The sequence below is a fragment of the Coleofasciculaceae cyanobacterium genome (assembly GCA_036703275.1).
Taxonomy (GTDB): Bacteria; Cyanobacteriota; Cyanobacteriia; order Cyanobacteriales; family Xenococcaceae; genus Waterburya.
Window position 1 is genome coordinate 14,162 of record DATNPK010000013.1, and the last position, 26,675, is coordinate 40,836.

Sequence of the window (26,675 nt, forward strand, 5' to 3'; positions counted from 1 at the left end):
AAATCAGCCAAGAGATAACTATTATGACCGCGATTAAACCTGCTAAACCACAAAATAGTCTACAGGCAATTATTCAAAGTTGGAAAGATCAAATTATCTGTTTCTCGCCTCAGGGAGATGGCTATAGTGCTTATTTAGTTGATTCTCGAGATGGTAGTCTAATTGATTATATTCGAGCTAGCTGCGACGAGTTACGCCATTTGGCAACTAATTACAATTCGCTATTAAGCAAAATAAAAGAGCAGTATTACGGATACTTAAAAGAGGCAGTTCTTAATACTATTAAATATGAGGCAACTAGGCGAGCCTTTAGAAAACAGCATGAATGGATACAAGAACGCTATAACAACTTAATTGAGCAACAAAAATTTAGTGCAGAACAACAGACGATAGAAATTGCCCAGTTTAAGCAAATTATTGAGGAACAGAAGCTGGAAATTGCCACGATCAAAAGTGAATGTCGCGATCGCTTAACAGCGATTCAGACAGAAGCTTTATTAAAACAAAAAGAAACAGAAATTGAACACAAAAATAGCGAGATAGCCAAATTAAATCAACAGCTTCAAGAATGCAATCGCACCATTAATCATCTTAAGTGTGAATTGAATAATGGTCTTCAGAAATTAAGGCTTAAATACAAGCAATTAATTACTCAGTTTATTCTCAGTCGTAATCAGAAACAGCAGATTGATCGCCAAAATAAAAGCTTACAGGCTTGTAAAAATATATTTATTAAAGCTCAAAAAAAGATTAACTTATTACAGTGCGAAAATAAACTTCTCCAGCAAAAAAATATTGAGCTTCAGAGTAAGGTAAAGCTGCTGCGGATTAGTTAGCTAGGACGATTAATAATAAATCTTCAGGGTAATTACCTGGAAGACTTGGAGACTTAGGGACTTCAAACTTCATACTTTAAGAAAACTTTTGACTTTTGACTTGTGAAGGTGGCGTTTTTTAAGTTTGACTGTTAAAACTGACGTGACAACTAGCAGTAATTTAACTGACTAAATGGTCTGACAAACTGATATTTATTTTTTTATTATTTTCGATTTTATTACCATCAACTATTTAGTAATTTAAAGCCACATGAGTATTGATACCCAGGAATTTACCTTACAAGAAGTTATTCAAAGTTGGAAAGATCGTATTGTCTGCCATCCTCCTCGCGGCGAAGGCGCAGAAGCCTATATTATTAACTCAAGCTCAGGCGATCGCCTCAAGTTTATTGAAGCTAACTGTGATAGTCTGCGACATAACTCTACTAACTACGACAGACTGTTAATTGAAATTAAAGGCAAACACAAAGGAATTTATAAAGAAGCGATTTTAAATACAATTAAATACGAAACTACCAGAAGAGCTTTCAAAGCTCAACATGATTGGATTCATCATAGTTATCAAGAACTAATTAAACAAGTTAAAACTAATAACTTCGATCGGCAAATGCTGATTAAAATTGAATGTTTGAATAAGATGGTTGCCATACGCGATCGCGAATTAAAAAAGCTTAAGTCTGAATGTCAAGGTGGTTTAAAAGAGCTACAGACAGCATATAAAAAATTGCTGCGTGAGTATACTAAAGAAGTCAAGCGTCGTCAGAAACTAGGTGCAAGCAATCAAAGCTTGGGGGCTTATAAAGGACACTTCCGTAGGGCGCAAAAAAAACTTGCTGTCTTAAAAACTGAAAACAAAGACTTGCAGAAGCAGGTTAACCTATTAGAATTTAAAGCTAGAAAAGCTAATTGTTAGATGTCGCTTGTTTGTTGTTTACAGGCAACTTAAGCCCAAGACTCTGGAAATAGGCTACGCCGACTACTGCTAAGAAAGAGACATAAGCAATAATTTGTCCTAAATATAAAGTTTGTCGGTAGCCGAAAAGAGCCTTGAGGACAATACCAGGAAATTCTCGATCGGGTAATAAACTTGAACCATCCCACACTCTTGTACCAAGAATACAAGACTCGCTACTCCAGCACCAGCTATTAGCCGATAGCTGAGACAATAAAGCCAGTGCAGCATCAAAATGTTTCAGCGCACCCATTACCAAACCGCCAACAATTAACAATAAAAATATACCCATTACTTGAAAAAAGAGACGAATATTAATTCGTACTCCCAGCGAAAACAAGGCAATTCCCATAATAGTAGCGAGAGTTAAACCCGCTACTGCACCAGCGGCGGGAAGAGTCCAATCCTGCTGAAATTTTGCCAGGATAAATAAGACAGTTTCAAAGCCTTCTCGCACTACAGCAATAAAAATAAGCACAAATACCGCCTTTCCCGCATTATCATTAAGCAACGCCGAGCTAATTGCCCCCTCAACCTCTCCTTTAATTGATTTTGCCTGTTTAGTCATCCAGAGCAACATCCAACTCAGCATAGCGATCGCCACCAGTCCAAAAATACCTTCTAAAAATTGTTTGACTACAGGTGCATATATGCCTCCAGCAGTTTCTACTCCAGCGATCGCACCAGTCAAGAGAAAGCCAATGGCGACACTAGCGATAATTCCGCTCAAAATCCCTAGATAAACCCAGCGATACAGTTGTGTTTGCCCTGCTTTTTTGAGACAAGCCATCACAATACCGACAACTAAAGCAGCTTCAAATCCTTCTCTTAGGGTGACAATAAAAGTTGGTAATGCAGCAGTAAAATCCATTTTTAAGTAAGAGGTGAGTTGTGTAGGAGCAAGACAATGCCTTGCTCTTACGCTAAATTATTTTATCAATTGATAATCAGATTCCAAAACCAGGTAACGGTAAAGAAAGCAATTGTAGCAAAACCTAAGATAATTAAGCCAAGTAGCAAAATTAAGCCAAAGATAAATAGACGATCCGAAAAGGTACGCGCACCGCGATCGCTTTTACTTAGTTCGGCAATATGAAGATGTTCTTCTAATAATTCCATATTTTTGATGTTAGCCTTCCAGCCAACATCAAACAAGTCTCCTACCACGGGAATAGTGCCTGCAAAGGAATCAATAATAATATTGCCGACCATTTTCCCTAAAATTTCGCGAGGCACACCCATTCTGGCAGCTTCAACCACAATGTATGCGGCTATTCCTCCAGTAATAGTATCACCACCTCCAGGAAGTAAACCCAAGATTGGATCTAGACCAAAGCGAATTTTGGTTCCAGGTATGGCTATAGCATTGTCTAGTAGCCGACTAATGCGACGCAGTTTACTTATTTTACTAACTTGTTTAGCGGGTACAGATGTTTTCATCAAGATGCAGCAACTAATATTTTCTTAGTTTAATAAACTTATGAGCCGTATTAATCGATTAACTGATAGAAAAATCGAATCAGTAGCAGCAAAATATTTTAAACGCCTAGATCCTGCATCGCCAGACGAATTTGTTCCATACGCCGACGGTTAACTCCTAAATCTGATTCTCCTACCCTTGAGGCGGATCTGACATGAATGACGTTTTCAGCTTCGGGAAAATAAAATTCGACATCATCGACAAATTTAAAAATACGACTGGTAGATTCACTATGGATATAGTTATCTGTTTGCTCGATAACTTTGGTGCGGGGTACAACAGAAAGCACTTTCAACAAAGTTTCTTGAGCAGCAGTGCGATCGCCTTTATAGGTAATTGGTTCAATCGTATGTTTTTCATCACCATTCTGGCTGACTACGCAGTTGGCAGAACTAGGACAAGCAGATAAGCGATCGTTATTCAAACCAATAGCTGCAAAAGCAGAGGTAGTAAAGATTAAACTTGTGGCGAGGGTAACAATAATAGCGATAGTAATTGAGATAATACGGGACACAATCAATTCACTTTTTTACTAAATACTCTCTTACTATAAATTGATTTTTAATATTTTTTAATATTTATTAAGCGACAAAAGCTGACGGCGGATCGCCAAAAATAGAGCAACAACAAATTAACCCATCTAAAATCAAAATGAGATAACATTCTATGGGAATTGTTACATTACAGAGTTTATGCCCACTGGCGAAATAATTGGATTAGGAAGATCGGGAATTGCTGCTGCAAGATTACTCAACAAAGACGGTTGGCAAGTTACCTTAGTCGATTCGGCAACAGAATCACAAATAGCATTAAGATCTGATGAGAAACTACGAGCATCACAACAACAGCTAAACCAAGAGGGAGTAATTGTAAAACTCAACAGCAGCCTCTTAGAAGCTGAAGCACCGGATTTAATTGTAGTTAGTCCTGGTGTACCTTGGGATATCAAAATATTAGCAACAGCTAGACAACAAAATATTGAGACTATTGGCGAGATTGAATTAGCGTGGCGTTATTTGAATCAAATTCCCTGGGTAGGTATTACAGGCACAAACGGTAAAACTACTACAACAGCTTTGATAGCAGCAATTTTTCAAGCTGCTGGTTTAAATGCTCCTGCCTGTGGCAATATTGGCAATGCTGCTTGTGAATTAGCCATCAAGAATTTCGCTGCATCTGGCGATCGCAGTTTTGATTGGATTATTGCTGAATTAAGCAGCTATCAAATTGAATCTTCAGTGAAATTAGCGCCACAAATTGGGATCTGGACCACTTTTACCCCAGATCACCTGAGTCGGCATCAAACTTTAGAAAACTATTATCAAATCAAAGCTTCTCTTCTACGTCGCTGCCAGCAGAAAATTATTAATGGAGACGATCGCTATTTGCAAACCGCAGGTTTAGAATTCGGCAAGGATGTTATCTGGACAAGTGTTCAAGGACAAAACAGCTTTAATGACGATCGCCTTGTCGAAGTCTACATCGAAGATGCCTCGATTGTGGCTTTTGGGGAACTTATTGCCCCCGTATCCTTGTTTAAGATGCCAGGAAAACATAATCTCCAGAATCTTTTGGTAGCCGTGGCAGCAGCCAAATTAGCGGGAATTGACAAGAAAGCGATCGCTCTTGCTATAGCTTCTTTCCCTGGAGTGGCACACCGCCTTGAATATATTTGTACTCATCAGGGAATTAAATTTATCAACGATAGCAAGGCGACTAACTACGATGCAGCAGAAGTAGGGTTAAACTCCGTCGAAGCGCCAGTAATTTTAATTGCAGGAGGAGAAGCTAAATCTGGAGATGATACTGCCTGGATCGATAGTATTAAAGCCAAAGCTGCGGTTGTTTTACTAATTGGTGAGGCAGCATCAGAGTTTGCTCAAAAATTGAGCGCTCGCGGTTTTGAGCGCTATCAAATCGTAGAAACCATGGAAAATGCCGTAAAGCAAAGTTTAAAACTAGCCCAGAATCAAGCAAAAGTAGTCTTACTTTCCCCAGCTTGCGCCAGTTTCGATCAATATCTCAGTTTTGAAGATCGGGGTCAGCATTTTCGACAGCTATGTTTAGCAATCAAGAATTAGGTAGCAATATAAGCAAGTTATAAGTAATGATTCAGGCTATAGAATAAATTAAAATATTTACTTATCTTTAATTTATTGTAGTAATTTCCCAGCTATTTTTAACTAGAGCAAATATCTGTAAAGGATTTGATTTGTATGTTTCATTTAGCAGCTTAAAGGTTCTGTCTTTAAGCTTTTTTTCATCGGTTAAATTGATTACAGCATTAACGCGCTCAAAGCGATCGCTCAACAATTGACACAAGCCAAATTGGGAATTATTTTCATTTCTATCGGTGAATAGTCTACAGGTTCACCATCGACTACTAAAATACCATGGTCAGTCAAAGGTTCTAGACGAAAAGCTCGCACTTTATAATATTCCAGGTGAGGTAGATCGAGATGTTGACCCTTACCGCAGCGCAACAGTGCTGTTAAAATTTCCCAACGGGATGTTCCTTGACGCATAATCAGCACATCCATTGCGCCATCATTGAGCTGGGCGTGAGGCGTGACGTTCATATCATGAGCGGCCCAAGCGGTATTCATCGCCCACAGGAAGATAAAATCAGCTTCAATGATCCGCCATTGTCCCTGTTGAGACGTTTGACCTGGAGTAAGCTTACACTCAGCATGAGGTATAAAAGAAAATTTACCTTTATAGGTACGTAGCGAACTAAGCAACATTAACGCATATAAATCAAATCTTAAAGCACCTAGAAACTTAAGTTTTTCCGACTCAATATCGACATCGCTAATCAGACCCCATGCCAAAGATAAAAAGCTGTAGTACTCTAGATTATTTTGTTTAACAGCAGCAATATCGAAAGTTTGTTGTCTCCCCTTAGCAATTAAAAAAGCAGCGTTTAAAGGATTGTAACTTTCTCCCGATTTTGACAATAAAGTTTTACACAAGCCGTTTCCCGTCCCGCTAGGAATTATACCCAAGGGTATTTTAATCGCCGTTTCGCGATCGCCACGACTCATCAAACCAGCGATCGCATCATGGATTGTGCCATCTCCGCCGACAATGACCAATCCGTCTGTATTTTGTAAATCTAATTCTTTCACTAGGTTTGTAGTATCGGCTGCGCTAACAGTTTGGTTAACGCTATAGCTGATCTTGCTTTGCTCAAACAGCCCACGTACCTGCTCAAATATTTGAGACGCTTGCCCTCGACCACTAACGGGATTGATAATAATCTGTAAATGACGAGATTTAACCACAGCATCGACTGGTTGACCCATCAAAGTATTATTAATTGCTCGATGCCATTGCGATCGCACTTCTAGATCGGGACAGGTAAAATAATATTCTCGCAGTACTCGCTTCTGTTTCCTGGTTATTAAACCAACTCGGATTTTGGGATAGGCGCATACCAATAAACCAGGAGGATGCTTCTGGTTTGAGTCAACTAATGAAGCTCCCACCACGTCGTTTAGCTCTAGCTGCTCCTGAATCCCTTGGTGCTGCCAAAATAAGGTATTTTTAGTCAGGATGCCCAACTCTTTTGCTGGTTGAGGATAAATAGCTAACTGATGCTCAAAAACGACGTGACTTTCCATTCAAGTTAACTTTAGATAAACAAGAGTTTAATTTCTTTAAAACTAAAGATTAACAAATAATTGTCATGAATAATCAGCACGTTCAAGCTGCACCGAAATAATTACTAATTATCTTCTGCTCCACCACATAAAAACACCAGTTACTAAAGCCATAAACGGCATAATACGCAGAGCTAACCAGCTAATGATACTTGTTTGTAATGTACTAAGATTGAGACGGCGATTAGTGGCTTCTCTAGGTCGAATTAAAAGAGTATCTCGATCTTCGCCAGTTAACCAACTTATAGAATTAAGTAAAATATCTCCATTTAATTGCTGTTCAAACCAGCCGTTAGTCGCAAAGGTGATGCTGCCGAAAACGACAATCCGCGAGGGTTGTGGTTGAGCGCGCTCAACCGCGATCGCCACATTTAAAGGTCCTGATATATCTTTACCCGAATCAAAGGTAACTTCTTCACCGCTGAGATCGCTTTCTGCCCAGGTTTGCCCGTCGGTAATTGCCAGAGGTGTACTTTCAATTCCTGCTTTTTCGACTATTTTTAACGGTCTAGCATCAGGAAACAAAGAAATACCGTTGCGAAAACTAGCCGTAACTGGGTGTTCGCCATAGTTGTTTACTATCGCCACCGCAGGACCAAAACCCATCACGCGACTTCCACCCTGACCGTCAACAATCAGGCGATTATCTAGTTCGATGCCCCAATTTTGCAAGATGGGGGTAATTCCGCTGTCCAGATTGGGAGACAGCAATAGTAGTAAATTGCCTCCAGTTTTTAAGTATTGCTGCAAAGTAGAGACTTCAGCGACCAAGAGTTTGCGAGTCGCACCAGCAATAATAATTAGATTGGCATTATCTGGTATTTTGCCACTGCTAGCCAGATTTAAAGTTTGAACCGTATTGCCCCGCTCCGTGAGGGTTTGAATCGCCTGGGCTAAACCACCCTCGACCAGATCGAGAGATGCTTCTCCATGTCCTTGCAAGAAGTAAATATTGGTGGGGCGATCGCGCTTTATTTTGACAATATGATTGGTTAGCTGTGTTTCTGTTATCGCTTCACCCAGCGCGGTATTAGCTGTATCTAATTTTTGTCTTTGATCGCCATACTGCAAATATATTTCTCCTAAAGACTGTACGCCATACTGCTGTGCTAATTCTATTTCTTGCTCTGGATTGATAAATTTAAACTGGAACAGGTCGCTATAGCGTCGATAATTGAGGAGTAGCTTTTCTAGCTCAAGGTTGGTACTACGGTCAAATACTAATACTTCCAGCGGCTGTTCTAATTTGGCAACTATTGCCTGAGACTGCTTTGACAGCGTGTAAATGCTATTTTCAGTCAAGTCCCAGCGTCGATCGTAATTAACTCCTAGCCAATTTACTAAACCAACTACGAGCAAAACCACCGCCGTCTTCGCGATCGCATTTGTTCCTTGTTTAGTCGAACGCAGTTGCCAAAACTGATATTTTCTGCCCCACAACCAGATGCCCAAAGCGAATAATATTATTCCTGAAACAAATAGTATTATCGAGGTTGCTGACCATTCACTCATACTTGCTAAGACTATTCCCGCAACACCCAAAGCAATACTCAAAAAAAATAGTACGATCGCGATCATGGCAAATTTAATAACTCGCTCTAGAGCTTATTGACGATTGAGGCGCAGGGAATGAATTGATTGAGAGGTCAAAAATATTCCCAAAAATATGTAGCTAAAGAACAACATGAAGTCGCTGGTGCTAGCAATTCCTCGAACTAAATTGTTGTAACTATCAATTAAAGAAATATGCAGCAAGCTGGCTCTGAACCAACCACCTAAGCTATTGGTTAGCAGTTCTATTATCCATAGCAATAAAACCAAGCCAAAGGTCAAGACAGCCGCCAAAATCGTACTATTAGTCAAAGAGGAAATAAACATTCCTAAAGACAGCAAACTAGCGGCTAGTAAAATCAAGCCCAAGTGAGCCAAAAGCGGCAAGGCAAAAGAAATAGGTGGATCGGCGGCACTAAAAGCGATCGCTTCATAAATTAAAGACGGTAAAATCATCGAGCTAAACAACATAACAACTGCTAATAATTTCCCTATTGCTACCGCCCAGTTAGTCATTGGCGAAGTTGCTAATAATTCTAGAGTTCCTCGCTTTCTCTCCTCTGCATAAAGTCCCATTGATAAAATCGGCACAACAAATAACGTCAAAGATCCCAAAATAGCTAAAAACGAGGTTAAAAACTCGCTAGCAACATCTATTGAGCCAATTTCAGACCCCATTCTCTCACTTAGAGCTATTTGCTGGATAATTCCCTGTTCACCAATCAAGATTTCGGTAAAGAATAAACCAGAAATAAACCAGAAAACAGCAGCTACGATATAAGCTAGAGGAGATGCAAAATATCCCTGCAATTCTCGTTGCGCGATCGCTATAATATTAGCAATTATCATGTAACGTTAGATTAATAATTAAGCATTCATCTGGCGATAAAATTGATTACTGAGACTCAGTTTCTAGAGTTTCTTCGGTGGTCAATTCCAAAAAGACATCTTCTAAACTAGGACTAGTACGACACATTTCATACAAATCTAATCCCTGCCCGATAATAGTTGCGGCAATATCTTTCCCAGGTTCAGTATTTGGCGCGTAGGCAATTTTAATTAGCTGACGATCTTGATGCTTGATTGAAATGGACTCTTCTTTTGCTGCTTGGATAACTCCTGGAATCTTTTGCAACAGAGGTAGTATTTTATCGGCTTCTCCTGCTATTTCTAGCTGATAACCAGCACTAGTTTCTAGCTGTGCTTGAAGATCTGGTGGAGTATCGGTAGTAACTACTCTACCGTGATTAATGATAGTTAGGCGATCGCAAATCATACTAGCTTCTGGCAAAATATGGGTTGAGAGGATAAGAGTGTGTTCCCCTGCCAGGCTTTTGATTAGATTACGCACTTCAATAATTTGACGTGGATCTAACCCTACTGTTGGTTCATCGAGGATAATCACGGGTGGTTCATGGACAATCGCTTGCGCAATTCCAACTCGCTGTCGATATCCTTTAGAAAGTTTACGAATCGTAATATCTTTTTTGTCTACCAATTGGCAGCGTTTGATCGCTTTGTCAACCTGGCGACGGCGATCTCCAGCCCTAATGCCTTTGATTTTCGCTACAAATGATAAAAACCCCTTAACCGTCATATCTGGATACAAAGGGGGGGTTTCGGGCAAATAGCCAATCAGACGGCGTACCTGCATTGAATGACGATGAACATCATACCCAGCAATCCTGGCTGTTCCTGACGTGGCTGGCAGATATCCTGCTAATATTCTCATCGTGGTGGTTTTGCCTGCGCCATTTGGTCCTAAAAAGCCGATTATCTCTCCCGCAGCTACGGAAAAATGAATATCTTCGATGGCAGTTGTCGAACCATAAACTTTACTGAGATGTTCGACTTCTATTGTTTTTTGAGGCATTAAAAAGCATTAATAATTAGGTAATCAGTAATCAAACAAAGGGTTTAATAAATTTACCAGAGATGGCTAAATCGAGAATAAAACGAGCGATCGCAAAGCAAATAATACTTTGAATCACCAAAATACTTAATGATAATAACTCAGTTAGAACCAAGTTTCTTTCAACTAAAGCTAATCCTCTAACTAAGCCAAATGCTAATACCGCACCGTCGTTAAGATGATCATTGCGATCGTCTCGAATAATATAGCGATAGGTAACTCCAAATAAAAAACCGCTAACTAAACCAATGGCAATGTGAATCAGCCCTACCCCATCAAGCGTCGCCCAAAAATTAAATTCTGCTGCCAAATGGAACATTAAACCATGGACAACGGTAATCACTAGTTCTGTAACTGCAAAAACCACCGCGCCAACTATTCCTGCTTTAACAGACTCTATTCTTTCTGTAACTAAATTAGGCACAATTACCTCTAGTAATATTTTTTCAAGATAAATACTAGTATCCCTTGAGGTTAATTTCTAAATTTCATTGGCTAACTCAGAAAGTAATTTAACGCTTTTTGCTGTAACTCTCATTTTTACTAGTCTTACAGGTTTTTTGGTTGCTTTTTATCGATCTAAATAATCAGCAAGTATAGTTACTACATTAGTTTTTGGTCGATTATGCTTAACTTCTAACTGATATTGAATATCACGACTCTTTTGATAAAACTCACCAGATAGTTCATGGATTGCTTTACGGTAAATTAACCGACAAAAATTTGCTAATCGAACATCTTAAAAACGATAAGTACTTTACCATTTTTATCGTAAACATCACCAACCTTTAGCTGCACGATCGCGCCCATACGTTCACCAGTCCAGAGCAAGATTTCAAAAATCAATCTTTGCTGTAAGGTATTCAAAAGAGCGACCACACTATCAATACTTAACAAAATTAAACGCAAATGTTTCTGGCTCAATCTGCTGGCCTTATTTCTGTCGAACAAGAAATATACTATATTAAAGAACATCAACTGCGATAGCTACTAAGTAAATCTAACTTATTCTCTGCTTACGAACGAAATTACTGCCAAAAAAAGCCGACCCCTTTGCTTTCTGTTGCTGGCATTTAGTGTGCCAAACAAGCCTTTGTCAAGGCTACTAACCAAAGATTAGGATTTTATAACTTCAACTATTTAGATTTAGAAGTTCGCCATCGTGACAGCGGTCAACCCATGATGACACTACACGATAGTTTAGCCAAGAGGTTTCAAGAACAAAATATTAATGTGGAAATAGCGATCGCCCATACGAAAACTTTAGCTGCTGCGACGATCCTTTTTTGGTGTGCCAAAATTTAAGCGATCGCTTAATCGCGAGAGGATTTTAAATCCTGTTGAGATAGACTAAGAGCTAATGGCTTTTGCCTAAAAACAGTACGCGATACTTCTGAACTATAGCAAAATCATCAACTGATAGGGTTCGAGAACGAGTTTTTGGACGGCAGAAATGGTTCTGCCAGACACAATATCGGTAAATATCTTCCGCATTCCCAGTAATCTCAAGCGTTTAGCAATAATCTCCTGTTCGCGATCGCTAAAATTAGCTAAAACTAAGACATTTTGTTCCTGTTGAGAACGAAAATAACCAAAGACACAGTCATTGCCAGTATCAATAATCTCGGTTTCTGCCCTACTAAATGCACGATTTTGTTGGCGAATTTGAATTAGCTTCAAAAGTCCTAAATAGATACGTCCTGGTATGCTAGAATTTTCCCGTCGCTTCGCTTCACGTTCCCAGTTGAATGCCGAACGGTGAACCCAACGACTGTCGCCTTCTTTTTCTGGAGTTTCAACATAGGTATAGTCGTTTAACATCCCCAGTTCATCTCCTAAATACATGAGCGGGATACCTCCTATAGTTAAAATGACTCCATGTAATAAGAGTATGCGTCGAACTGCTAAATCAATTTCTGTCGGATCGCTCTCATCTGTCAACTTCTCTAAACCACATAAAGATGCAGTCGTGCCAGCAATACGTGCTTCTCCTGTGTCGTGCTTTTCTTGAAAAGGAAGACCTTTAGCAAAGCTTCCCTCAAACCGACCAGTATAAAATTGAGTTAGAAACCGCCGATGGTCGTAAGGATTTATTTGCAACTCTCGCATATCATCGTCAGAAATACCCCAGCCAATATCATCATGACAGCGAACGTAGTTTACCCAAGCACAGTTGTCTGGTAGAGCAAATCGCTTTTCCATGCCATGTCGCAGTAAACGAATATTTCTTACGGCTAAAGCATCCCATAATAGTGCCATCAACTGCGGATGATAAGATAGGGGACATTCTTCTTGACTAATATAGCGAGTTACTTCATCAGGATGAACGATCGCTTCTGATTTGAAAGCCATTGCTGGGGCAGCAATTTTGACTAAGGCGTTAAATGCCTGAATCAATACATGGGCTTCGGGTAGATTTTCACAACTCGTGCCTAATTTCTTCCACAAAAAAGCCACCGCATCCAAGCGCAAGATCTCCACTCCCATATTGGCAAGAAACAGCATTTCTTCGGCCATACGGCAGAATACTACAGGATTTTCGTAGTTCAAATCCCATTGGAAATTATAGAAGGTAGTCCAAACCCATTTACGAATTTTGTTTTTATAAGTAAAGCAGCCAGGGCGTTCATCAGGAAACACCGAATTGATGGTTTTTTCAAAAGCATCTGGCTGTTCTCGGTTAGGATACATCCGATAATATTCTTGGTAATCTGGATCTCCTGCTAAGGCGCGTTTTGCCCATTCATGTTCATCGGAGGTGTGATTAAATACAAAATCAACAACCAAGCTAATGCCATGCTGTCTTAATTCTGTAGCTAGCTGCGCTAGTTCCTCCATTGTTCCCAACTCGGAACTGACTTCTCGGTAGCTGCTAACGGCATAACCTCCGTCGTTATCCCCTTCGGGACATTTAAACAGGGGCATTAAATGCAGATAGGTAATGCCTAACTCAGTCAAATAAGGAATGCGATCGCGGATTCCTTGAAGATTGCCCGCAAAGAGATCGACATAGCACATTGCTCCTACCATGCGATGGGACTGATACCACTGCGGATCGGCTTGGCGCATTACATCAAGCGCTTTAAGGTCGTCAGACCGTTCCAGCCACATTTTAGTAGCGGTAGCCAAGATGTTGTCTAAATGATAAAAGAAATCATATTGATTACCGTAAAGCTGATAAAGCAGCCGAAACAAACGGGGAAAATGAGTATTGATACGCTCTAAATAACCTTGCCATTCTACTCGATCAACGCGATCTGCAAAACGTTCTTCTAATCTCGGCAGCAAACGCAATAATGAAGTAGCACTCCGCTTTTCCCAAGAAACAACCTGACTCATATATGTGAAAACAACCCTATTTAGTAATTCAGTATCTACATTGTCAGCTTTTTTAGTTCTGAATGTAATTATTTATTTCAATATTTGCCAATCGTCGGGATTTTTATAATTGTCCCTATTTGACTATGGTATGCTACTTGGCAAAAAATCTATTGTAGATTACTCGGTTTTGAAAGTAATGAAGCGATCGCCTCTTGTAAATTTCTCCAATCTTATACCGAATTGAATTGTCTTCGCTGTAGATTATTCATCAGGCTAAACAATTTGTATTCGATCAAAGTCGAGCGTTTATATTTCTAGTTAATTTTTATTTTCTGGCTGCACTCTACACTCTACTTCGTAAACCCATTCGATCAATGGTGCTAAAATTTTACTCGCTTGCTTGATCTTTTTAACCTCTTTTATAGCTGACAAATAGCGTATATGTATTTGTTATATTTTTATTTCATAATCGAAGTTTAAATGACATTAAAAAGTAGTTGATTGTAACTTACTAATTTTGAATGCGTTACTTTGTTTTTTCAATTTATTTCCCCCTCGTCTTGCAGATTATATCCTTGACTTAAAATAAATTCTCGCGCTTCGTGTAGATTTTCTTGAGCGTATCTTAGCTCTTTTTGTAGTTGCTGATTTTGTGTAATCAACTGAATATTTTCTGACTGAAGACTATTTAAGCTGTTTTTAGCTGCTTTTACCTTACCGATACTAGCTTTTAATTTCTCAATTTCTTGGAGCAATTCGGCTTTCTCTCGCTGCAATATTTTAACCTGTTGCTCTGCCTTTTTAGAGACGCTATCGCCTTTAACTAAGCTATATTTCTGCTGCTCTCTCAGTCTCTGTATATTATAAGCCAATTCAGGATATTTATAGATATAGCTAGTAGAAACCCCTGCTTCTCTAGCCACAGAACGAATCGTTATTTTTTGGTTATTGTCGGTTAATTTAGCGATCGCTTTTTCGGTTTTCAGCAATGCTTCTTGCTGCTTTTTCTTACTTGCTAGACTCAATCCTCTTATCTGTTTATCTGACATTTTGTTATTTAATCTAGATTTACGCAACAACGATGTAGACGCTGTAGACACTTTACATTTTACTGCCGATAATTACCCTTATCGGCAGTAAACTATTTTCTGAATAACTTATTTAAAATGCTTGCTGTATAAGAAAAGTAGCGATTAACATAGAAAAATAGGATTATACTGAGGATTATTTAGATTTCAATACAATAGGCTATAATCGACTATCTGATTTCGCCTTTATGATAGTTTATTAATCCAGTAGTGCCACTCACAAGCTCTATATAGTCCTTAATTAGAATCAGCAATTAATACTGAAGATGCTAAAAAAAAACAACTATAAATAGCTTTAAAATTTAATTGGACAAATTGCATTTATTCTTTAACGACAAAGATTAGTCGAGCAAACATATGCCGATCATTTTATGGCGATCGCTTTAATTGTCAACTATTTTAATAGTTAAATATACATTCCCAGAATAGTAACTAAGTCAGAAATAAGATCGACAATCAAGGTGTTACCAATAACGCAGCGAAGAACTCGAATACAACTAAATGCGAGTTGTAATTATTACCTACAATTGTCTGATTAAGAATACTCACAAAATGTCATAAGTTTAAAATTGACACAAGTATTGAGCAAATACTCAAATAATACCTATCATTCCTCAAAAGTAATAAGAAACTTGGTAGGTTGGGGAGCCACTGCGTTGCAGCAAGTGGCGTTAGAACAAAGCGTGAAACCCAACAAAATCTTATAATCGTTCGGTTTCGTACCTCAACTACATACAATTTAAAAAGAACTAGCGTTTGTGGATACTTCTGACTTCAATTGATAAATGTTAAATGTTATACAGTGATGGGAAAAGTTATTGCGGTAAGTATTAATTCAAGCCACTCTTTTAGCAAATCAAATAGGGAAAAAATCAAGCTATTAGCCGGTTTAGGTGTGGAAGGAGACGCGCACTGTGGAAAGACAGTTAAACATCGATCGCGCTTAGCTAAAAATCCGAAGCAACCTAATTTAAGACAGGTACATTTAATCCATGCTGAACTGCATGAAGAGTTAAATAATGCTGGATTTAATATTTTACCTGGTCAAATGGGAGAAAATATTACAACGATGGGGATTGATTTATTGGGGCTGCCTACTGATACGCTGTTGCATATAAAAGAAGCTGTAATTCAAATAACAGGATTGCGAAATCCTTGCGCTCAACTAGACAATTTTAAACCAGGCTTAATGGCTGCGGTATTGGATCGAGATAAAGAGGGTAAGATAATTCGCAAAGCGGGGATTATGGGCATTGTATTAGCCAGTGGAGTGATATCTGCTGGAAACATTATACAAACAGAGTTTCCCTCCCTACCGCATCGACCGCTAGAAAAAGTTTAAACATGTGTCATTAGTTTATTTTTGACACAATAAAATAGACAAGCCGTTTCTCACAACGGTTCAATTTTGCGATTTGCTGGCTATTATTGTCCTGACATAGCCGATTTACCTATTCAGCCAGCAATTAAAAGTATTTGAAATTGAGTATTAATCAACTTGCTATTTTGCCAATCCTTGTTTTGTGTCAGAATTAGAATTTTGAAACATTTCATAGTAAGGAATATTATTCTTGAGGGCAAAATCACTTTTAGAAGAGTAAAAAGTACCGTTGCGATCGTGAAAAGCCCAATTAGTCGGGAACTGGATAATTGCCCCCATTGTCAAAGGAACACCAGATTGTTTTAAAGCCTTGATTCTTCTATGCAGTGTACTTCTAGATAAACCTGTTTCTTCAATTAGCTGGCGATAAGTATATTTTTTGCCGTCAATCAACATGATATTTATTTTTATGTAATTGGGTTGTGTCAGGAGTTTAATTTTGACACATTTGTCTATATTTGACTTTAAATTGCCTTAAACAAGCCTGAAGGATTCAAATTTATTAGTTAATCTCAATCCTATTTTGGAAGATTTGTTAAGAGCGAGCGCACAAGCTAAGGTGTCATATATTTAATTTTGAAACATATTTTATGATAATTGTGACTTATGTAGTAAACTAAACTATTTCGACAATATGGCATTACCTAGAATTAAAGTAGCCAAAGATAAAGCTGAATTAGTTCAAAAGCTTCTGGATACAACAGGGACAACAGGAGCATTTTCAACCTACGCAGATATCATTGCCTTTGCTGCGAGTTTGGGAGCAAAACATCAACAGCGATCGCGCCTTACTGAAATATCTCAAAGTGAACCTGCGCCAATCAGCCTCGAGATATTTATCTCTCGTGGTTACGATCGCCTGATCAAATTACTTGCGGTAATAGCAACTCAAGACATTAAACTCTTATCTACAGAAGATCAAGCAGCAGAAGCAAAAAGAGTCCTAATTTTTGAAGAATACGCTAACGGCGGGCTAGAAAAGCTACTGGATGAACTAAGGGGTGCGGTAGACTATACCGAAAGATTAGTTTTAATTTTAAACGCCGAAAGATTTGTAACAGAGATTAATGATGAAGAATTCGATCTGAGCAGATTTCTTTAATGTGTCAAAGATTTAAAAATGACACAAAAAAAAGTATTTTTCGATACAAAAATGCTCGACCAATTACGACCAGCAACACCTTGAAAATTTCTTATTACTGCTTTTACATTTAGACTAAATTCGCTATGATTCGATCGACCACGCCTGATGATACAACTGCGTTAATTGCCATAGCTGAAGCGACTGGACTGTTCGAGCCGAGCCAACTTGATGAAATTAAGCAAATGCTGGCTGAATACTTCAGCAATAGCGATCGCCAAAACTTATGGTTTACTGACGATGACAACGAGCCAGTGGGAATCGCCTACTGCGAGACAGAACGAATGACTCACCAAACATGGAATCTGCAATTAATCGCCGTTAGACCCGATCGCCAAAGACAAGGACGCGGTGCGCTGCTGCTGCGCTATGTTGAACAAGCATTGACAGAGAAAGGCGGACGCATACTGTTGGCAGAAACATCAGGAGTGCCAGGTTTCGAGTCTACGCGGCAGTTCTATCGCAAATGCGGTTATGAAGAGGAAGCACGGATTCGCGACTTCTACGAAGCAGGTGACGACAAGATCGTTTACCGCAAAGTGCTAACCGCTTAGGAGCAGTGACCCAACGTAGTAAGTCAGATGTATCTAGTGGAAATTTAGAAAGATGAGAGATCGCCATAGTTTAAATTCCACATTACTGAAGTTAGATAACAGTAGCTATAAAGCCTATAAAGATATAGGTGGTAGCTATAAGTTTGAAAACTTTTCTTTAATTATCGATCGCGTACAGGGAGATCCTTTTGCTGCACCTAGCCAATTACGGGTAATCGTGCCTCAAGCAGTTGCCAATTTTCCAGCGCAGCTATATCGAGCAAAAAGTAGAGAAGTTGCTCTAAAAGACTATTTAGCGCGTCAATTTGCTCGAGCCGCCGCTCGATTCAGTACTCGTCGGGGTACAGGCAAGAGTGGTTTAATTGCGATCGCCTCTTTAGGACAAGAAGTTTTAGAACGGACTGCCGTATTGATTAATTCCCAGCAGCTAGAAGTACGTTTTTTCGTAGGATTACCAGCTAGAGGCAGAAGAATACTAGGTCGTCAAGCAGCAGCCATGTTATGTGAGGATCTGCCCAAAATTGTTGAAGCTGCTTTACTGTATCAATCATTAGATGCCAAAGCCATACAGCAGCAGGTAGAAACTATTGAAGATGCAGACTGGTTGCGCCAACAGCTAGCGGAGCATAACCTAGTAGCGTTTGTGGCTAATGGGGCGATTTTGCCTCGGCGTAGTGGAATCGATCCTCGTCCTCTATTAGATGCTGTTCTTTTTCAGTCTCCTGCCAGTTTGGAAGCAGAGTTTACCTGTCCGAATCAAGGAACAATCAAAGGGATGGGTATACCCGCAGGAATCAGCTTGATTGTTGGTGGTGGCTATCATGGCAAATCTACCCTATTAAAAGCAATCGAGTTAGGAGTATATAATCATCTTCCTGGAGATGGACGAGAATATGTGGTGACTAATCCTCTGGGGATTAAAATTCGCGCTGAAGATGGACGTAGCATTGCGGGAGTAGATATCTCGCCTTTTATTAATCATCTACCACAGGGACGTTCTACTACGCAGTTTTCCACTACTAACGCCAGCGGTAGCACCTCTCAAGCAGCCAATATCATTGAAGCCTTAGAGGCTGGTGCAAAACTATTACTGATAGATGAAGATACATCAGCAACCAACTTTACAATTCGCGATCGCCGAATGCAGGCATTAATTCCCCGAGAAAAAGAACCAATAACTCCGTTTATAGATAAGGTGCGTCAGCTTTACGATAATTATGGCGTATCGACTATTTTAGTTATGGGCGGGAGTGGTGATTATTTCGATGTGGCAGAGCGAATAATTGCTATGGATAACTACTTACCGCAAGACGTTACCGCACTGGCAAAAGCGATCGCGCTTCAATATGTCACCGAGAGAAATACCGAGGGAGGAATCAGCTTTGGCAAGATAAGCAGCAGAGTTCCTGTACTAGAGAGTATCGATCCTAGTCGGGGCAAACAAGAAGTAAAATTATTTTTTAAGGGAATAGACAGCCTCACCTTAGGTACAGACGAAATTGACCTCTCATTAGTAGAACAGATAGTCGATTCAGGACAGTTAAAAGCGATCGCCCTGGCTATGCTTTATGCCAAAAAAACCTACCTGAACCAACAGCTAACTGTCTCAGAAATCCTAACTAACATCGAGCGAGATATCTCTACATCAGGATTGGATATTATTGCCAGCTTTCTAGAAGGCAACTTAGTTTTGTTTCGTCCTCTAGAATTAGCAGCAGCTTTGAATAGACTGAGAACTTTGCAGGTAAGATAACCTTAAGCATTTTTACAGCTATAGTTTAATAGTTTAATTTAAAGAAGTAATTCAATTAATTAATATTACAGTAAGCATTATTTTACCGCAGCTATATTCGGCTTTTTTACTTAAATTTGATCCTAAAAATACAGCAAAATAACAAAGTTAAGCTAATATCACCTAATCAAATAATAAATTCTTGGCAGGCGACGGTAGAACGTTGACTAGAGAATCATACATAAGCTATTACGGACAAATAAAACAATTAGCGGCTCAAAGCAGCAATCAACCCTAAATTAAACATTAATATGAGTAAGTTTAGTCTCAAATCCCACAAAAAATCTCCTTTTTCAAGTTCTCAGCGTCAAGAATTAGAAGTTAATCTCATATCACTACTGCTAATATCAGCAGCTATTTTTGCCGTTACATATATAGTAGTGGGTGTTTTACCACCGCTACGAGAATCTTATGTAGGAATCTTGTTATATGAACGGGGTTTTCTTCAGTACCTGGCAGTTGCTTTGGCTGCTATAGTAATGGCCACTTGTATCCTTAAATATTTACTGTTAAAAAAAGAACACAAAGCTTTAAGTAAGATTTGGATTGCCGATCATATTCCGTTGGATCAACCTGAGGCCCATGAAGTAAATTACTTTCAACAGAGATTAATCAAAGATGGTAACTTGGTGGCAATACGCTGTGGGAGAATTCTCAGAGTCTACATCCAAAGTGGCGATCGCACTACGGCTAATGAGTTTGCTATAGACGATTCGTCTTTCTATCTCAGTGCTTTAGAGTCTTCCTATTCTTTCCCGCGAGTTCTAGTCTGGGCAATTCCTCTATTGGGGTTTATCGGTACAGTTCTTGGTATTAGTGGCGCGGTTATTGGCTTTTCAGGAGTCTTGGAAAATACAGCAGATGTCGAGCAAATCAAAGAAGGTATTGGTCAGGTTACCAGTAGCTTGGGCTTGGCTTTTGATACTACTCTGCTGGCTTTATTTCTTAGTGTCTTGGTGATGATTCCTTTAGTATTGGTCGAACGCTATGAATCCAAACTACTTTTGGGTATAGATGTCTTCATTAACGACAAACTATTACCTCGTCTGAGAAAGAAAAACGAACAGTTAGATCCTGAAAGCATCGATCGAGCAATAGCAGGAGCAATTCAAGAACACTTTCCCAATCCCCAAGACTTAATTGAGCCAGCTCAAAGCTATGCAGAACTAGCAGCTACTCAACTTTCTACAGGGTTTATCACCGAAGTAAGTAAAGTACAGGATGTTAGCTCTCAGGTAATTAATCAGGTTAATGAAATTAGAGAACAGGCAAATCGCGATCGCCAAGAATTTTTAAATTTCTTCTCGCAACAACAACAGGCAAATCAAGCACTGGTACAGCAAATTAGAGCGATTGTCGAAGAAATTAGAAGTAAAAACATGGCAGCAGCCGAAGATCTCAACGTCCAAACCCAGGGAATCAGCGAACAGTTAGAAAAAGCAGCTCAAATTTTAGCAAGTCGGGTTGGCTCTTTAGAAGTTTCTACCCAGAAAATGTCAGACTTCCAGCAAATTCAGCAAGGTTTGGAACGAAGTTTCGCCTCCCTAGAAAAGACTGCTCAACTCGAAAATGTTTTAGCAGGAATCAAAGATAATCTTGCTCAACTTCAACCCGTTCTCAGACAGCTTAACAAACCCCGCCGTATTACCCTGGTAGAAGATAACAATGGCATAAAACCCTGAATCATAACCAAGTTAGTTAGTGTTTGCCCTTTTGCCAAACTGAACCAGGAAATATTTTTACTAAAAACACAAATGCTATATGCCAAGACGTAATACCTATCGCAAACAGCAAGCAGAGGTAGAGCTATTTCCTTTTCTTTCTGTTCTCGCCTGTACAATCGGTACACTGATCTTATTGATTATTGTTTTAACTACTCAAGCTCTTGAACCCCAGGAAGCCGTTGTCGTTGCCAAAACCGATGAGAACAGCAAAGGTGCGAATAAAAATAAAATCCCCATCTACATTGAATCTCGTCAAGATGGTTTTATTTTGCATCCCAATCAAGAATTTGCTCCTAGAGCCGATTTGTATGACGAAAAATCTTCTTTAAGAAAAACCATTGCTAATCTAAAAGCCAATAAAGACAAACAATATCTGATCTTAATTTTGCGTCCAGATGGCTTAGAAATGTTCGATAAAGTCCGTGAGCTAGTAGAACAAGAGGGGGTAGATATCGGCTATGAGCCATTAGAATATGGTCTGGAGCTAAAAATAGAAAGTTAAATAAAATTATTTATAGTTTATGAGAAGTAGAGCCAGACGTAAGGCTAGTCATGTCAGCCAAAATTTAGATTCTTTTTTAGACGTTCTGACTAATACTGTCGGCGTATTAATGTTTATTAGTTTGTTTGTTACTCTAATTGCTACAGGCAGTAGTCCCAAAGGTCGGGTGACAATTGAAACGCCTTTATCTTCTCCAACTGATAAACAATCATTATGGTTTGAAATAAAAGATAATCGGGTAAGCTACCTAGATTTACGTTACGTAAGAGAACAAGAATTAGAGTTAACCCAAAATCTACCCAACTGCAACAAGCCAAGCAGTAGTCCTAATTCCTCAGAATACTTAACGCGTCAAAATGACTATCAATCTTGCTTATTAAGTGTCTTAGGTCGTCAGAGCAACTTTAGAACTGATACTAAAAACTATAAAGTAAGCACAATAGACAGGGGAGTATCTTTGCTATTTGAACCCTTATCAGAAGTTACTGGAGAAACAACCGCTCAGCTAAAAGCAGCAGATTCGGAATACAAACAAGTTTTGTCTAAGTTCAACCCCAATCAAGATTACCTGGTGTTTATTGTCAGACCAGATAGCTTCGAGGCATTTCGCACAGCGAGAAAACAAGCTTGGGATGCTGGATATGAGGTCGGTTGGGAGCCTCAGTCCCAGGATTTACCCATCAAAATTCGTACTATCATTGGTTCAGAACTTCCAGGAGGTAAAGCGATCGGAGTACAGTAAGATATAAGATAAAAAAATAAGGAATATACTAGCGGTACAGTTTCGCCTTTAGCTTTTCCTATATATGACGATCGCCTTAAATCAACTGCTATTATTTTGATCATGAAATCCTTTACTAGCTTACTTAGTTCTCTGATTTTGGCAACTTTAGTAGTTGCGATCGCTATCTTCTCGATCCAAAATATTCAGGATGTCTCAGTTAAGTTCCTCACCTTTGAATCGATTACTATCCCTGTCGGAGTATTATTAGCCTTCTGTAGCGGTATCGGCATAATTCTCGGCTGGTTTATTCCTCTGCTTTTCTCTCGGAAAAGAACTCGCCGAAGTTAGCTTACAGTAATTTGGACATTGATTGCTCAAAGGTAATTCCTAGCTGTACTAACATAAAGTATTATAATTAACATTTATCATCAATTTTTCAGAAATAATATGGCAGATATTGTTGATATTGCAGTGAACACCGAGGGTTTTAGTACATTAGTAGCTGCGGTCAAAGCAGCTAATTTAGTAGAAACTTTAAAAACTCCAGGACCATTTACCGTATTCGCTCCCAATGATGCTGCTTTCGCCAAACTTCCTCCAGGCACAGTTCAAACCTTAGTCCAAAATCCGCCCCAACTAGCCAGAATACTTACTTATCATGTAGTTGCCGGAAAATTAACTAAAGCAGATTTAAGTAAGGTAGATTCGGTAGATTCGGTAGAAGGTTCACCAATTTCCATTAATTGTGCTGATACTTTTGAAGTAAAAAATGCCACCGTGATTGCAGCAGATATCGAAGCTGACAATGGCATTATTCATGTGATTGATAACGTCATTTTAATGGGTTGATAGCTCCAGATTCATGAGGGTCAATATTTTTTCAGTGTTTTATAACTTATAGATAAACTAAGTTTTTAATACTGTGAAAAAAATTAAGCTATCAACAATAGCGATCTCCATTTGAAATAGTTTTATTTTTGCTGATTCTTGACTCGAAACTATCTTCAAAATTGATTATTTTAAATTTAAACGATACACCAACTTTCAAGACAGCGATCGCAAATTAAGTGGCTAAAAACTAAGAATTTAGCTTCACATTCCCAGCAAATACGTTCAATGATTATGATGCTGGTAGTGGTAATTTCTTCTACGACAGTGATAATAATGGAGGGAATGAGCAAGTAAAAATTGCTCAATTGAGTTCTGGTTTGAGTTTGGGTAGTGATGATTTATTTGTGAGCTTATAAAAATGTTTATTTCTAAAAAATACCAGATAAAACAATACTTTTGCTATTGACACAGAGCCGAGATAGGGATACTGTTGGCGAATTAAAAACAAACTAGCTTCGCGATCGCACTTCTAGACTTTTGGATTTTTTGATGTAATAAGGTTTTAGGTTTAACGTTGTTTGCTGTACATTTGCTACTCGGATACATTAACCAATTTGCCGGAAATTGTTCAGTATAACGGTCGTTACATTGAACTTATAATAGAAGTGCGATCGCCCTAAAAATGCTTGTTCTAATTTTTCGATATTGGTTGGTTTGCATTGTGCTTAACTGTTAATCTACCATTTTCAAGAGTTTCTGCCCTTGGCAACGCTTATTTGTACAACAACACTGTTTGGCTGTAAAAATCTATTACAATAGGTCAGTAAAGATTTGTTAATACAACTAGACGACAGGATAAAACAATGAAAAGCGAAGAAATTACGCCTAGCGTAACTCCCGATTTAGAAGATCCTAAGTTTGGCTTTAACTCTTACGCCGAACGCTTAAATTCTCGTGCAGCTATGATTGGGTTTGCTGCGATTTTGATTATTGAATACACCACAGGAAAAGGTTTATTAGCCTGGCTTGGTTTGCAATAATCGTTGGAGATAAGAAATTGGGGATTAGGGATTGGCAAAAATTGCTTGAGCAAAAAGCCTCCTCCCTCTTTTTTTAAGTATTACCAATTGCTTACCAGATGAGATCTATCAATAAAATCACTTATTTTTGTCAGTTAAAACGCGAATTGTGATAGTAGTTTTAATAGCAAGAGCAATGACTTTAGTAGCGATAGGCTATCAGGGCAAAACTAATGACCGAATTAAGTATCCAAAATAACTTCCCAGATTCTAGTGATGGATTAATTTCTCCTAACCTTGCATCAATCCCATCTCCATCTCTCCCTCTTCAGTTGGGATTAATGGCTTCTGGTAATGGGACTAATTTTGCAGCAGTAGCAAAAGCGATCGCCGATAGTCAACTTAATGCAGAGATTAAAGTTTTAATCTACAATAATCCTCAAGCCGAAGTAAAAGAGCGTGCCAAGAAATATAACATTCCGACAATCTTGATCGATCATCGCAACTATCAGAAGCGAAAAAACTTCGATCACGAAATTGTTGCCGTCTTAAAGGCTTATGGTGCAGATTGGGTAGTCATGGCGGGATGGATGCGAATCATTACTCAAGTCTTACTTGATGGTTATCCTAACCGCATTATTAATATTCATCCAAGTTTGTTGCCCAGTTTCAAAGGGATTAAAGCTGTCGAACAAGCATTGGAAGCAAAGGTAAAAATTACTGGCTGTACAGCGCATCTGGTGAATCTAGAAGTTGATAGCGGTGAGATTATTATGCAGGCTGCCGTACCAATTTTAGCTAATGATAATTTAGATACTCTTCATGCCAAAATTCAACAACAAGAGCATATTATATTGCCGAAAGCGATCGCCCTAGCTGCTTCAGTGGCAGACAATGAGCGTATTAGTCGAATTGGCTGATTTACTTAATCTATGCCTGACAAAATCATGAATTTACATTATAAGTTTACTAAGTAAATTTATCTCCTTAGTCGTAATTTTGTGTTGATGGGGATAAAACTTCTGTAATCATGACAGGATTCATTACCGTAGTTGTTCCTCGATCCGCATAAATAGGTTCTCCTTTAATCAACATTACGTCAGGATAAGTATATAGACGATAACGAGGTATCTAGAGACGCACATCGGCCATATAGACACGGTAGTTTTGCTTTTTCAGCTGAATTTAAGACTGGTTACTAGATTCAAACTAATTTCATTATGATTAGTTGTACCTCCTGTCATGGGGATAATTTCTCCATCGCGATATTCGCTTTTGTATTCTGCCTGTTCTTCTAGCTGCAAGTATTCTTCTGGCGTGTAAGTACGAGTTTGTAGTTGCATGATGAGGAAAGGAAAATCTTATTTCTTTAATCTTAGTCTTGAAGTCGCACTACCATTTCTATACGGGAGATAACTTTTAATTTCCGAAACATTTTTTTCAAAGCTTGCTTAACTGTATTCTGGCTAATCCATAATTCTTTACCAATCTCGGCATTAGTCAATCCCTGGGCAACCAAACTGGCAATTTGTTCTCGCTTGGTTAATAGTTTTAGGTATGGATTTGGCTGAAATTCAGGTTGAGAACGTAAATTAGCTAAACAAGCAGATAGATGCAGACACACTGCACTTAAATTACTTAAATATTTAATATCAAAAGCTACTGTAACACCTATACGAGCAAAATTAATCCTACCAATTAATTTTCCCCGATCAATAATTGGCTCAGTCATTATATGTTCATGGTCATATTCAACACAACATCGTTGCTACTTCATATTTTCCTCATTAATTGACTTTAAAATTTAACAAAATAATTTACGTATAACACTATAAATAGGACATGAAGTTATGGTTACAAAAATAGGTGATGATGCCGACAACAAAATTGTTGGCACAAAGGATAATGACTCTCTTCGAGGGGGTAATGGTGTAGATACTATCCTGGGTTTAAAAGGCAATGACACCATCATTGGTGATAAAGGAGATGACCTAAAAGTTGGTGGAGCAGGAGACGATCGCCTAATTTGGAATAATGGCGATGGTAGCGACATTATGAAAGGTAATGAAGGCTATGATGTAGTCGAAGTCAACGGTGCAGTTGATGCTGGAGATGATTTTGAATTAAGAGCTAATGGCGATCGCGCTGAATTTGAACGCTTAAACTTAGGCAACTTTACCCTAAACGTAGATAACGTCGAGCAGT

The 26,675-nt window shown here is 38.8% G+C and carries 31 protein-coding genes; 16 read left to right on the plus strand and 15 right to left on the minus strand.

What is annotated here, in order from left to right; genetic code table 11:
- Nucleotides 1-23: 23 nt before the first annotated feature.
- Together V6C71_02500 and V6C71_02505 are read left to right on the plus strand one after the other, a co-directional pair.
- Entirely contained in the window at nucleotides 24-836 is an 813-nt protein-coding gene (locus V6C71_02500) for a hypothetical protein (GenBank protein ID HEY9767362.1), read from the plus strand.
- 250 nt (nucleotides 837-1,086) lie between these two features.
- Nucleotides 1,087-1,749, plus strand: coding sequence for a hypothetical protein (locus V6C71_02505; GenBank protein ID HEY9767363.1), 663 nt, complete (start codon nucleotides 1,087-1,089; stop codon nucleotides 1,747-1,749).
- On the opposite strand, the gene V6C71_02510 is transcribed toward V6C71_02505, so the two are convergent.
- From V6C71_02510 to V6C71_02520, 3 genes are all read right to left on the minus strand, one after another.
- Nucleotides 1,739-2,659, minus strand: a complete 921-nt coding sequence (locus V6C71_02510; GenBank protein ID HEY9767364.1) for an FTR1 family protein — start codon at nucleotides 2,657-2,659, stop codon at nucleotides 1,739-1,741. The genes V6C71_02505 and V6C71_02510 overlap by 11 nt on opposite strands.
- Before the next feature lie 65 nt (nucleotides 2,660-2,724).
- Nucleotides 2,725-3,228, minus strand: a complete 504-nt coding sequence (locus tag V6C71_02515) for a DUF4112 domain-containing protein (GenBank protein HEY9767365.1) — start codon at nucleotides 3,226-3,228, stop codon at nucleotides 2,725-2,727.
- A 98-nt stretch (nucleotides 3,229-3,326) separates the two neighbouring features.
- Nucleotides 3,327-3,782, minus strand: a complete 456-nt coding sequence (locus tag V6C71_02520; GenBank protein HEY9767366.1) for a DUF1499 domain-containing protein — start codon at nucleotides 3,780-3,782, stop codon at nucleotides 3,327-3,329.
- A gap of 178 nt (nucleotides 3,783-3,960) precedes the next feature.
- On the opposite strand from V6C71_02520, the gene murD reads away from it, so the two are divergent.
- The gene (gene murD / locus V6C71_02525; GenBank protein ID HEY9767367.1) at nucleotides 3,961-5,349 is read left to right on the plus strand and encodes a UDP-N-acetylmuramoyl-L-alanine--D-glutamate ligase; all 1,389 of its coding nucleotides are present in this window, start codon (nucleotides 3,961-3,963) and stop codon (nucleotides 5,347-5,349) included.
- A gap of 225 nt (nucleotides 5,350-5,574) precedes the next feature.
- On the opposite strand, the gene V6C71_02530 is transcribed toward murD, so the two are convergent.
- From V6C71_02530 to V6C71_02555, 6 genes are all read right to left on the minus strand, one after another.
- The gene (locus tag V6C71_02530) at nucleotides 5,575-6,891 is read right to left on the minus strand and encodes a diacylglycerol kinase family protein (protein HEY9767368.1); all 1,317 of its coding nucleotides are present in this window, start codon (nucleotides 6,889-6,891) and stop codon (nucleotides 5,575-5,577) included.
- A gap of 108 nt (nucleotides 6,892-6,999) precedes the next feature.
- Nucleotides 7,000-8,508, minus strand: a complete 1,509-nt coding sequence (locus tag V6C71_02535) for a Gldg family protein (protein ID HEY9767369.1) — start codon at nucleotides 8,506-8,508, stop codon at nucleotides 7,000-7,002.
- Nucleotides 8,509-8,535: 27 nt separating this feature from the next.
- The gene (locus V6C71_02540) at nucleotides 8,536-9,330 is read right to left on the minus strand and encodes an ABC transporter permease subunit (GenBank protein HEY9767370.1); all 795 of its coding nucleotides are present in this window, start codon (nucleotides 9,328-9,330) and stop codon (nucleotides 8,536-8,538) included.
- A 46-nt stretch (nucleotides 9,331-9,376) separates the two neighbouring features.
- Nucleotides 9,377-10,354, minus strand: a complete 978-nt coding sequence (locus tag V6C71_02545) for an ABC transporter ATP-binding protein (GenBank protein ID HEY9767371.1) — start codon at nucleotides 10,352-10,354, stop codon at nucleotides 9,377-9,379.
- Between the two features lie 31 nt (nucleotides 10,355-10,385).
- A complete protein-coding gene (locus V6C71_02550; protein ID HEY9767372.1) occupies nucleotides 10,386-10,817 on the minus strand; it encodes a hypothetical protein in 432 nt (143 codons plus the stop codon).
- Nucleotides 10,818-11,119: 302 nt separating this feature from the next.
- On the minus strand, nucleotides 11,120-11,317 hold the full coding sequence (locus V6C71_02555) for a hypothetical protein (GenBank protein ID HEY9767373.1): 198 nt from the start codon (nucleotides 11,315-11,317) through the stop codon (nucleotides 11,120-11,122).
- A 255-nt stretch (nucleotides 11,318-11,572) separates the two neighbouring features.
- On the opposite strand from V6C71_02555, the gene V6C71_02560 reads away from it, so the two are divergent.
- The gene (locus V6C71_02560; GenBank protein ID HEY9767374.1) at nucleotides 11,573-11,698 is read left to right on the plus strand and encodes a hypothetical protein; all 126 of its coding nucleotides are present in this window, start codon (nucleotides 11,573-11,575) and stop codon (nucleotides 11,696-11,698) included.
- Between the two features lie 93 nt (nucleotides 11,699-11,791).
- On the opposite strand, the gene V6C71_02565 is transcribed toward V6C71_02560, so the two are convergent.
- On the minus strand, nucleotides 11,792-13,732 hold the full coding sequence (locus V6C71_02565) for an amylosucrase (GenBank protein HEY9767375.1): 1,941 nt from the start codon (nucleotides 13,730-13,732) through the stop codon (nucleotides 11,792-11,794).
- Nucleotides 13,733-14,253: 521 nt separating this feature from the next.
- Complete coding sequence (locus V6C71_02570; protein HEY9767376.1) at nucleotides 14,254-14,763, minus strand: DUF6262 family protein; 510 nt, start codon at nucleotides 14,761-14,763, stop codon at nucleotides 14,254-14,256.
- 844 nt (nucleotides 14,764-15,607) lie between these two features.
- On the opposite strand from V6C71_02570, the gene V6C71_02575 reads away from it, so the two are divergent.
- Entirely contained in the window at nucleotides 15,608-16,144 is a 537-nt protein-coding gene (locus V6C71_02575; protein HEY9767377.1) for an MOSC domain-containing protein, read from the plus strand.
- Between the two features lie 159 nt (nucleotides 16,145-16,303).
- Here the strand turns inward: V6C71_02575 and V6C71_02580 are convergent, their stop codons facing one another.
- Nucleotides 16,304-16,579 carry a winged helix-turn-helix domain-containing protein gene (locus V6C71_02580; protein ID HEY9767378.1) on the minus strand — a complete coding sequence of 92 codons (276 nt, stop codon included), beginning with the start codon at nucleotides 16,577-16,579 and terminating at the stop codon, nucleotides 16,304-16,306.
- A 238-nt stretch (nucleotides 16,580-16,817) separates the two neighbouring features.
- On the opposite strand from V6C71_02580, the gene V6C71_02585 reads away from it, so the two are divergent.
- The 8 genes from V6C71_02585 to V6C71_02620 all read left to right on the plus strand — a co-directional run bounded on the left by V6C71_02585 (nucleotide 16,818) and on the right by V6C71_02620 (nucleotide 23,469).
- A complete protein-coding gene (locus V6C71_02585) occupies nucleotides 16,818-17,285 on the plus strand; it encodes a DNA phosphorothioation-associated protein 4 (protein ID HEY9767379.1) in 468 nt (155 codons plus the stop codon).
- A gap of 125 nt (nucleotides 17,286-17,410) precedes the next feature.
- The gene (locus V6C71_02590) at nucleotides 17,411-17,878 is read left to right on the plus strand and encodes a GNAT family N-acetyltransferase (GenBank protein HEY9767380.1); all 468 of its coding nucleotides are present in this window, start codon (nucleotides 17,411-17,413) and stop codon (nucleotides 17,876-17,878) included.
- A 52-nt stretch (nucleotides 17,879-17,930) separates the two neighbouring features.
- A complete protein-coding gene (locus V6C71_02595) occupies nucleotides 17,931-19,631 on the plus strand; it encodes an ABC-ATPase domain-containing protein (protein HEY9767381.1) in 1,701 nt (566 codons plus the stop codon).
- Between the two features lie 290 nt (nucleotides 19,632-19,921).
- Nucleotides 19,922-21,352, plus strand: a complete 1,431-nt coding sequence (locus V6C71_02600; GenBank protein ID HEY9767382.1) for a MotA/TolQ/ExbB proton channel family protein — start codon at nucleotides 19,922-19,924, stop codon at nucleotides 21,350-21,352.
- 79 nt (nucleotides 21,353-21,431) lie between these two features.
- Nucleotides 21,432-21,896 (plus strand): hypothetical protein, encoded by a 465-nt coding sequence (locus V6C71_02605; protein HEY9767383.1) that lies wholly within the window; start codon nucleotides 21,432-21,434, stop codon nucleotides 21,894-21,896.
- Nucleotides 21,897-21,915: 19 nt separating this feature from the next.
- Nucleotides 21,916-22,638: a hypothetical protein gene (locus tag V6C71_02610; GenBank protein ID HEY9767384.1), complete on the plus strand. Its 723-nt coding sequence runs from the start codon at nucleotides 21,916-21,918 to the stop codon at nucleotides 22,636-22,638.
- Between the two features lie 102 nt (nucleotides 22,639-22,740).
- The gene (locus V6C71_02615; GenBank protein HEY9767385.1) at nucleotides 22,741-22,968 is read left to right on the plus strand and encodes a LapA family protein; all 228 of its coding nucleotides are present in this window, start codon (nucleotides 22,741-22,743) and stop codon (nucleotides 22,966-22,968) included.
- Between the two features lie 99 nt (nucleotides 22,969-23,067).
- Nucleotides 23,068-23,469, plus strand: coding sequence for a fasciclin domain-containing protein (locus V6C71_02620; GenBank protein ID HEY9767386.1), 402 nt, complete (start codon nucleotides 23,068-23,070; stop codon nucleotides 23,467-23,469).
- Nucleotides 23,470-23,645: 176 nt separating this feature from the next.
- Here V6C71_02620 and V6C71_02625 read toward each other — a convergent pair whose 3' ends face one another.
- The gene (locus V6C71_02625; protein ID HEY9767387.1) at nucleotides 23,646-23,816 is read right to left on the minus strand and encodes a hypothetical protein; all 171 of its coding nucleotides are present in this window, start codon (nucleotides 23,814-23,816) and stop codon (nucleotides 23,646-23,648) included.
- A gap of 498 nt (nucleotides 23,817-24,314) precedes the next feature.
- Here V6C71_02625 and V6C71_02630 point away from each other — a divergent pair, with 498 nt between their 5' ends.
- Both V6C71_02630 and purN read left to right on the plus strand, forming a co-directional pair.
- Entirely contained in the window at nucleotides 24,315-24,491 is a 177-nt protein-coding gene (locus tag V6C71_02630) for a hypothetical protein (GenBank protein ID HEY9767388.1), read from the plus strand.
- Between the two features lie 212 nt (nucleotides 24,492-24,703).
- Nucleotides 24,704-25,390: a phosphoribosylglycinamide formyltransferase gene (purN, locus tag V6C71_02635; GenBank protein ID HEY9767389.1), complete on the plus strand. Its 687-nt coding sequence runs from the start codon at nucleotides 24,704-24,706 to the stop codon at nucleotides 25,388-25,390.
- Nucleotides 25,391-25,645: 255 nt separating this feature from the next.
- Here purN and V6C71_02640 read toward each other — a convergent pair whose 3' ends face one another.
- Together V6C71_02640 and V6C71_02645 are read right to left on the minus strand one after the other, a co-directional pair.
- Entirely contained in the window at nucleotides 25,646-25,813 is a 168-nt protein-coding gene (locus V6C71_02640; protein HEY9767390.1) for a Uma2 family endonuclease, read from the minus strand.
- Between the two features lie 32 nt (nucleotides 25,814-25,845).
- Nucleotides 25,846-26,202, minus strand: a complete 357-nt coding sequence (locus V6C71_02645; protein ID HEY9767391.1) for a helix-turn-helix transcriptional regulator — start codon at nucleotides 26,200-26,202, stop codon at nucleotides 25,846-25,848.
- Between the two features lie 118 nt (nucleotides 26,203-26,320).
- Between V6C71_02645 and V6C71_02650 the strand changes: the two genes are divergently transcribed.
- A partial coding sequence (locus tag V6C71_02650; protein ID HEY9767392.1) for a hypothetical protein occupies nucleotides 26,321-26,675 on the plus strand: 355 nt, incomplete at its 3' end.

Excerpts from the sequence above, each read along its gene's own strand:
- V6C71_02575 (HEY9767377.1), top strand. The coding sequence starts at position 15,608 with ATGGGAAAAGTTATTGCGGTAAGTATTAATTCAAGCCACTCTTTTAGC.
- V6C71_02530 (HEY9767368.1), bottom strand. The coding sequence starts at position 6,891 with ATGGAAAGTCACGTCGTTTTTGAGCATCAGTTAGCTATTTATCCTCAA.
- V6C71_02630 (HEY9767388.1), top strand. The coding sequence starts at position 24,315 with ATGAAAAGCGAAGAAATTACGCCTAGCGTAACTCCCGATTTAGAAGAT.
- V6C71_02510 (HEY9767364.1), bottom strand. The coding sequence starts at position 2,659 with ATGGATTTTACTGCTGCATTACCAACTTTTATTGTCACCCTAAGAGAA.
- V6C71_02595 (HEY9767381.1), top strand. The coding sequence starts at position 17,931 with ATGAGAGATCGCCATAGTTTAAATTCCACATTACTGAAGTTAGATAAC.
- V6C71_02615 (HEY9767385.1), top strand. The coding sequence starts at position 22,741 with ATGAAATCCTTTACTAGCTTACTTAGTTCTCTGATTTTGGCAACTTTA.
- V6C71_02640 (HEY9767390.1), bottom strand. The coding sequence starts at position 25,813 with ATGCAACTACAAACTCGTACTTACACGCCAGAAGAATACTTGCAGCTA.
- V6C71_02565 (HEY9767375.1), bottom strand. The coding sequence starts at position 13,732 with ATGAGTCAGGTTGTTTCTTGGGAAAAGCGGAGTGCTACTTCATTATTG.
- V6C71_02515 (HEY9767365.1), bottom strand. The coding sequence starts at position 3,228 with ATGAAAACATCTGTACCCGCTAAACAAGTTAGTAAAATAAGTAAACTG.
- V6C71_02570 (HEY9767376.1), bottom strand. The coding sequence starts at position 14,763 with ATGTCAGATAAACAGATAAGAGGATTGAGTCTAGCAAGTAAGAAAAAG.
- V6C71_02540 (HEY9767370.1), bottom strand. The coding sequence starts at position 9,330 with ATGATAATTGCTAATATTATAGCGATCGCGCAACGAGAATTGCAGGGA.
- V6C71_02580 (HEY9767378.1), bottom strand. The coding sequence starts at position 16,579 with ATGTTGATTGACGGCAAAAAATATACTTATCGCCAGCTAATTGAAGAA.
- V6C71_02600 (HEY9767382.1), top strand. The coding sequence starts at position 19,922 with ATGAGTAAGTTTAGTCTCAAATCCCACAAAAAATCTCCTTTTTCAAGT.
- V6C71_02500 (HEY9767362.1), top strand. The coding sequence starts at position 24 with ATGACCGCGATTAAACCTGCTAAACCACAAAATAGTCTACAGGCAATT.
- V6C71_02605 (HEY9767383.1), top strand. The coding sequence starts at position 21,432 with ATGCCAAGACGTAATACCTATCGCAAACAGCAAGCAGAGGTAGAGCTA.
- V6C71_02610 (HEY9767384.1), top strand. The coding sequence starts at position 21,916 with ATGAGAAGTAGAGCCAGACGTAAGGCTAGTCATGTCAGCCAAAATTTA.
- murD (HEY9767367.1), top strand. The coding sequence starts at position 3,961 with ATGCCCACTGGCGAAATAATTGGATTAGGAAGATCGGGAATTGCTGCT.
- V6C71_02545 (HEY9767371.1), bottom strand. The coding sequence starts at position 10,354 with ATGCCTCAAAAAACAATAGAAGTCGAACATCTCAGTAAAGTTTATGGT.
- V6C71_02620 (HEY9767386.1), top strand. The coding sequence starts at position 23,068 with ATGGCAGATATTGTTGATATTGCAGTGAACACCGAGGGTTTTAGTACA.
- V6C71_02505 (HEY9767363.1), top strand. The coding sequence starts at position 1,087 with ATGAGTATTGATACCCAGGAATTTACCTTACAAGAAGTTATTCAAAGT.
- V6C71_02590 (HEY9767380.1), top strand. The coding sequence starts at position 17,411 with ATGATTCGATCGACCACGCCTGATGATACAACTGCGTTAATTGCCATA.
- V6C71_02560 (HEY9767374.1), top strand. The coding sequence starts at position 11,573 with ATGATGACACTACACGATAGTTTAGCCAAGAGGTTTCAAGAACAAAAT.
- V6C71_02585 (HEY9767379.1), top strand. The coding sequence starts at position 16,818 with ATGGCATTACCTAGAATTAAAGTAGCCAAAGATAAAGCTGAATTAGTT.
- V6C71_02645 (HEY9767391.1), bottom strand. The coding sequence starts at position 26,202 with ATGACTGAGCCAATTATTGATCGGGGAAAATTAATTGGTAGGATTAAT.
- purN (HEY9767389.1), top strand. The coding sequence starts at position 24,704 with ATGACCGAATTAAGTATCCAAAATAACTTCCCAGATTCTAGTGATGGA.
- V6C71_02535 (HEY9767369.1), bottom strand. The coding sequence starts at position 8,508 with ATGATCGCGATCGTACTATTTTTTTTGAGTATTGCTTTGGGTGTTGCG.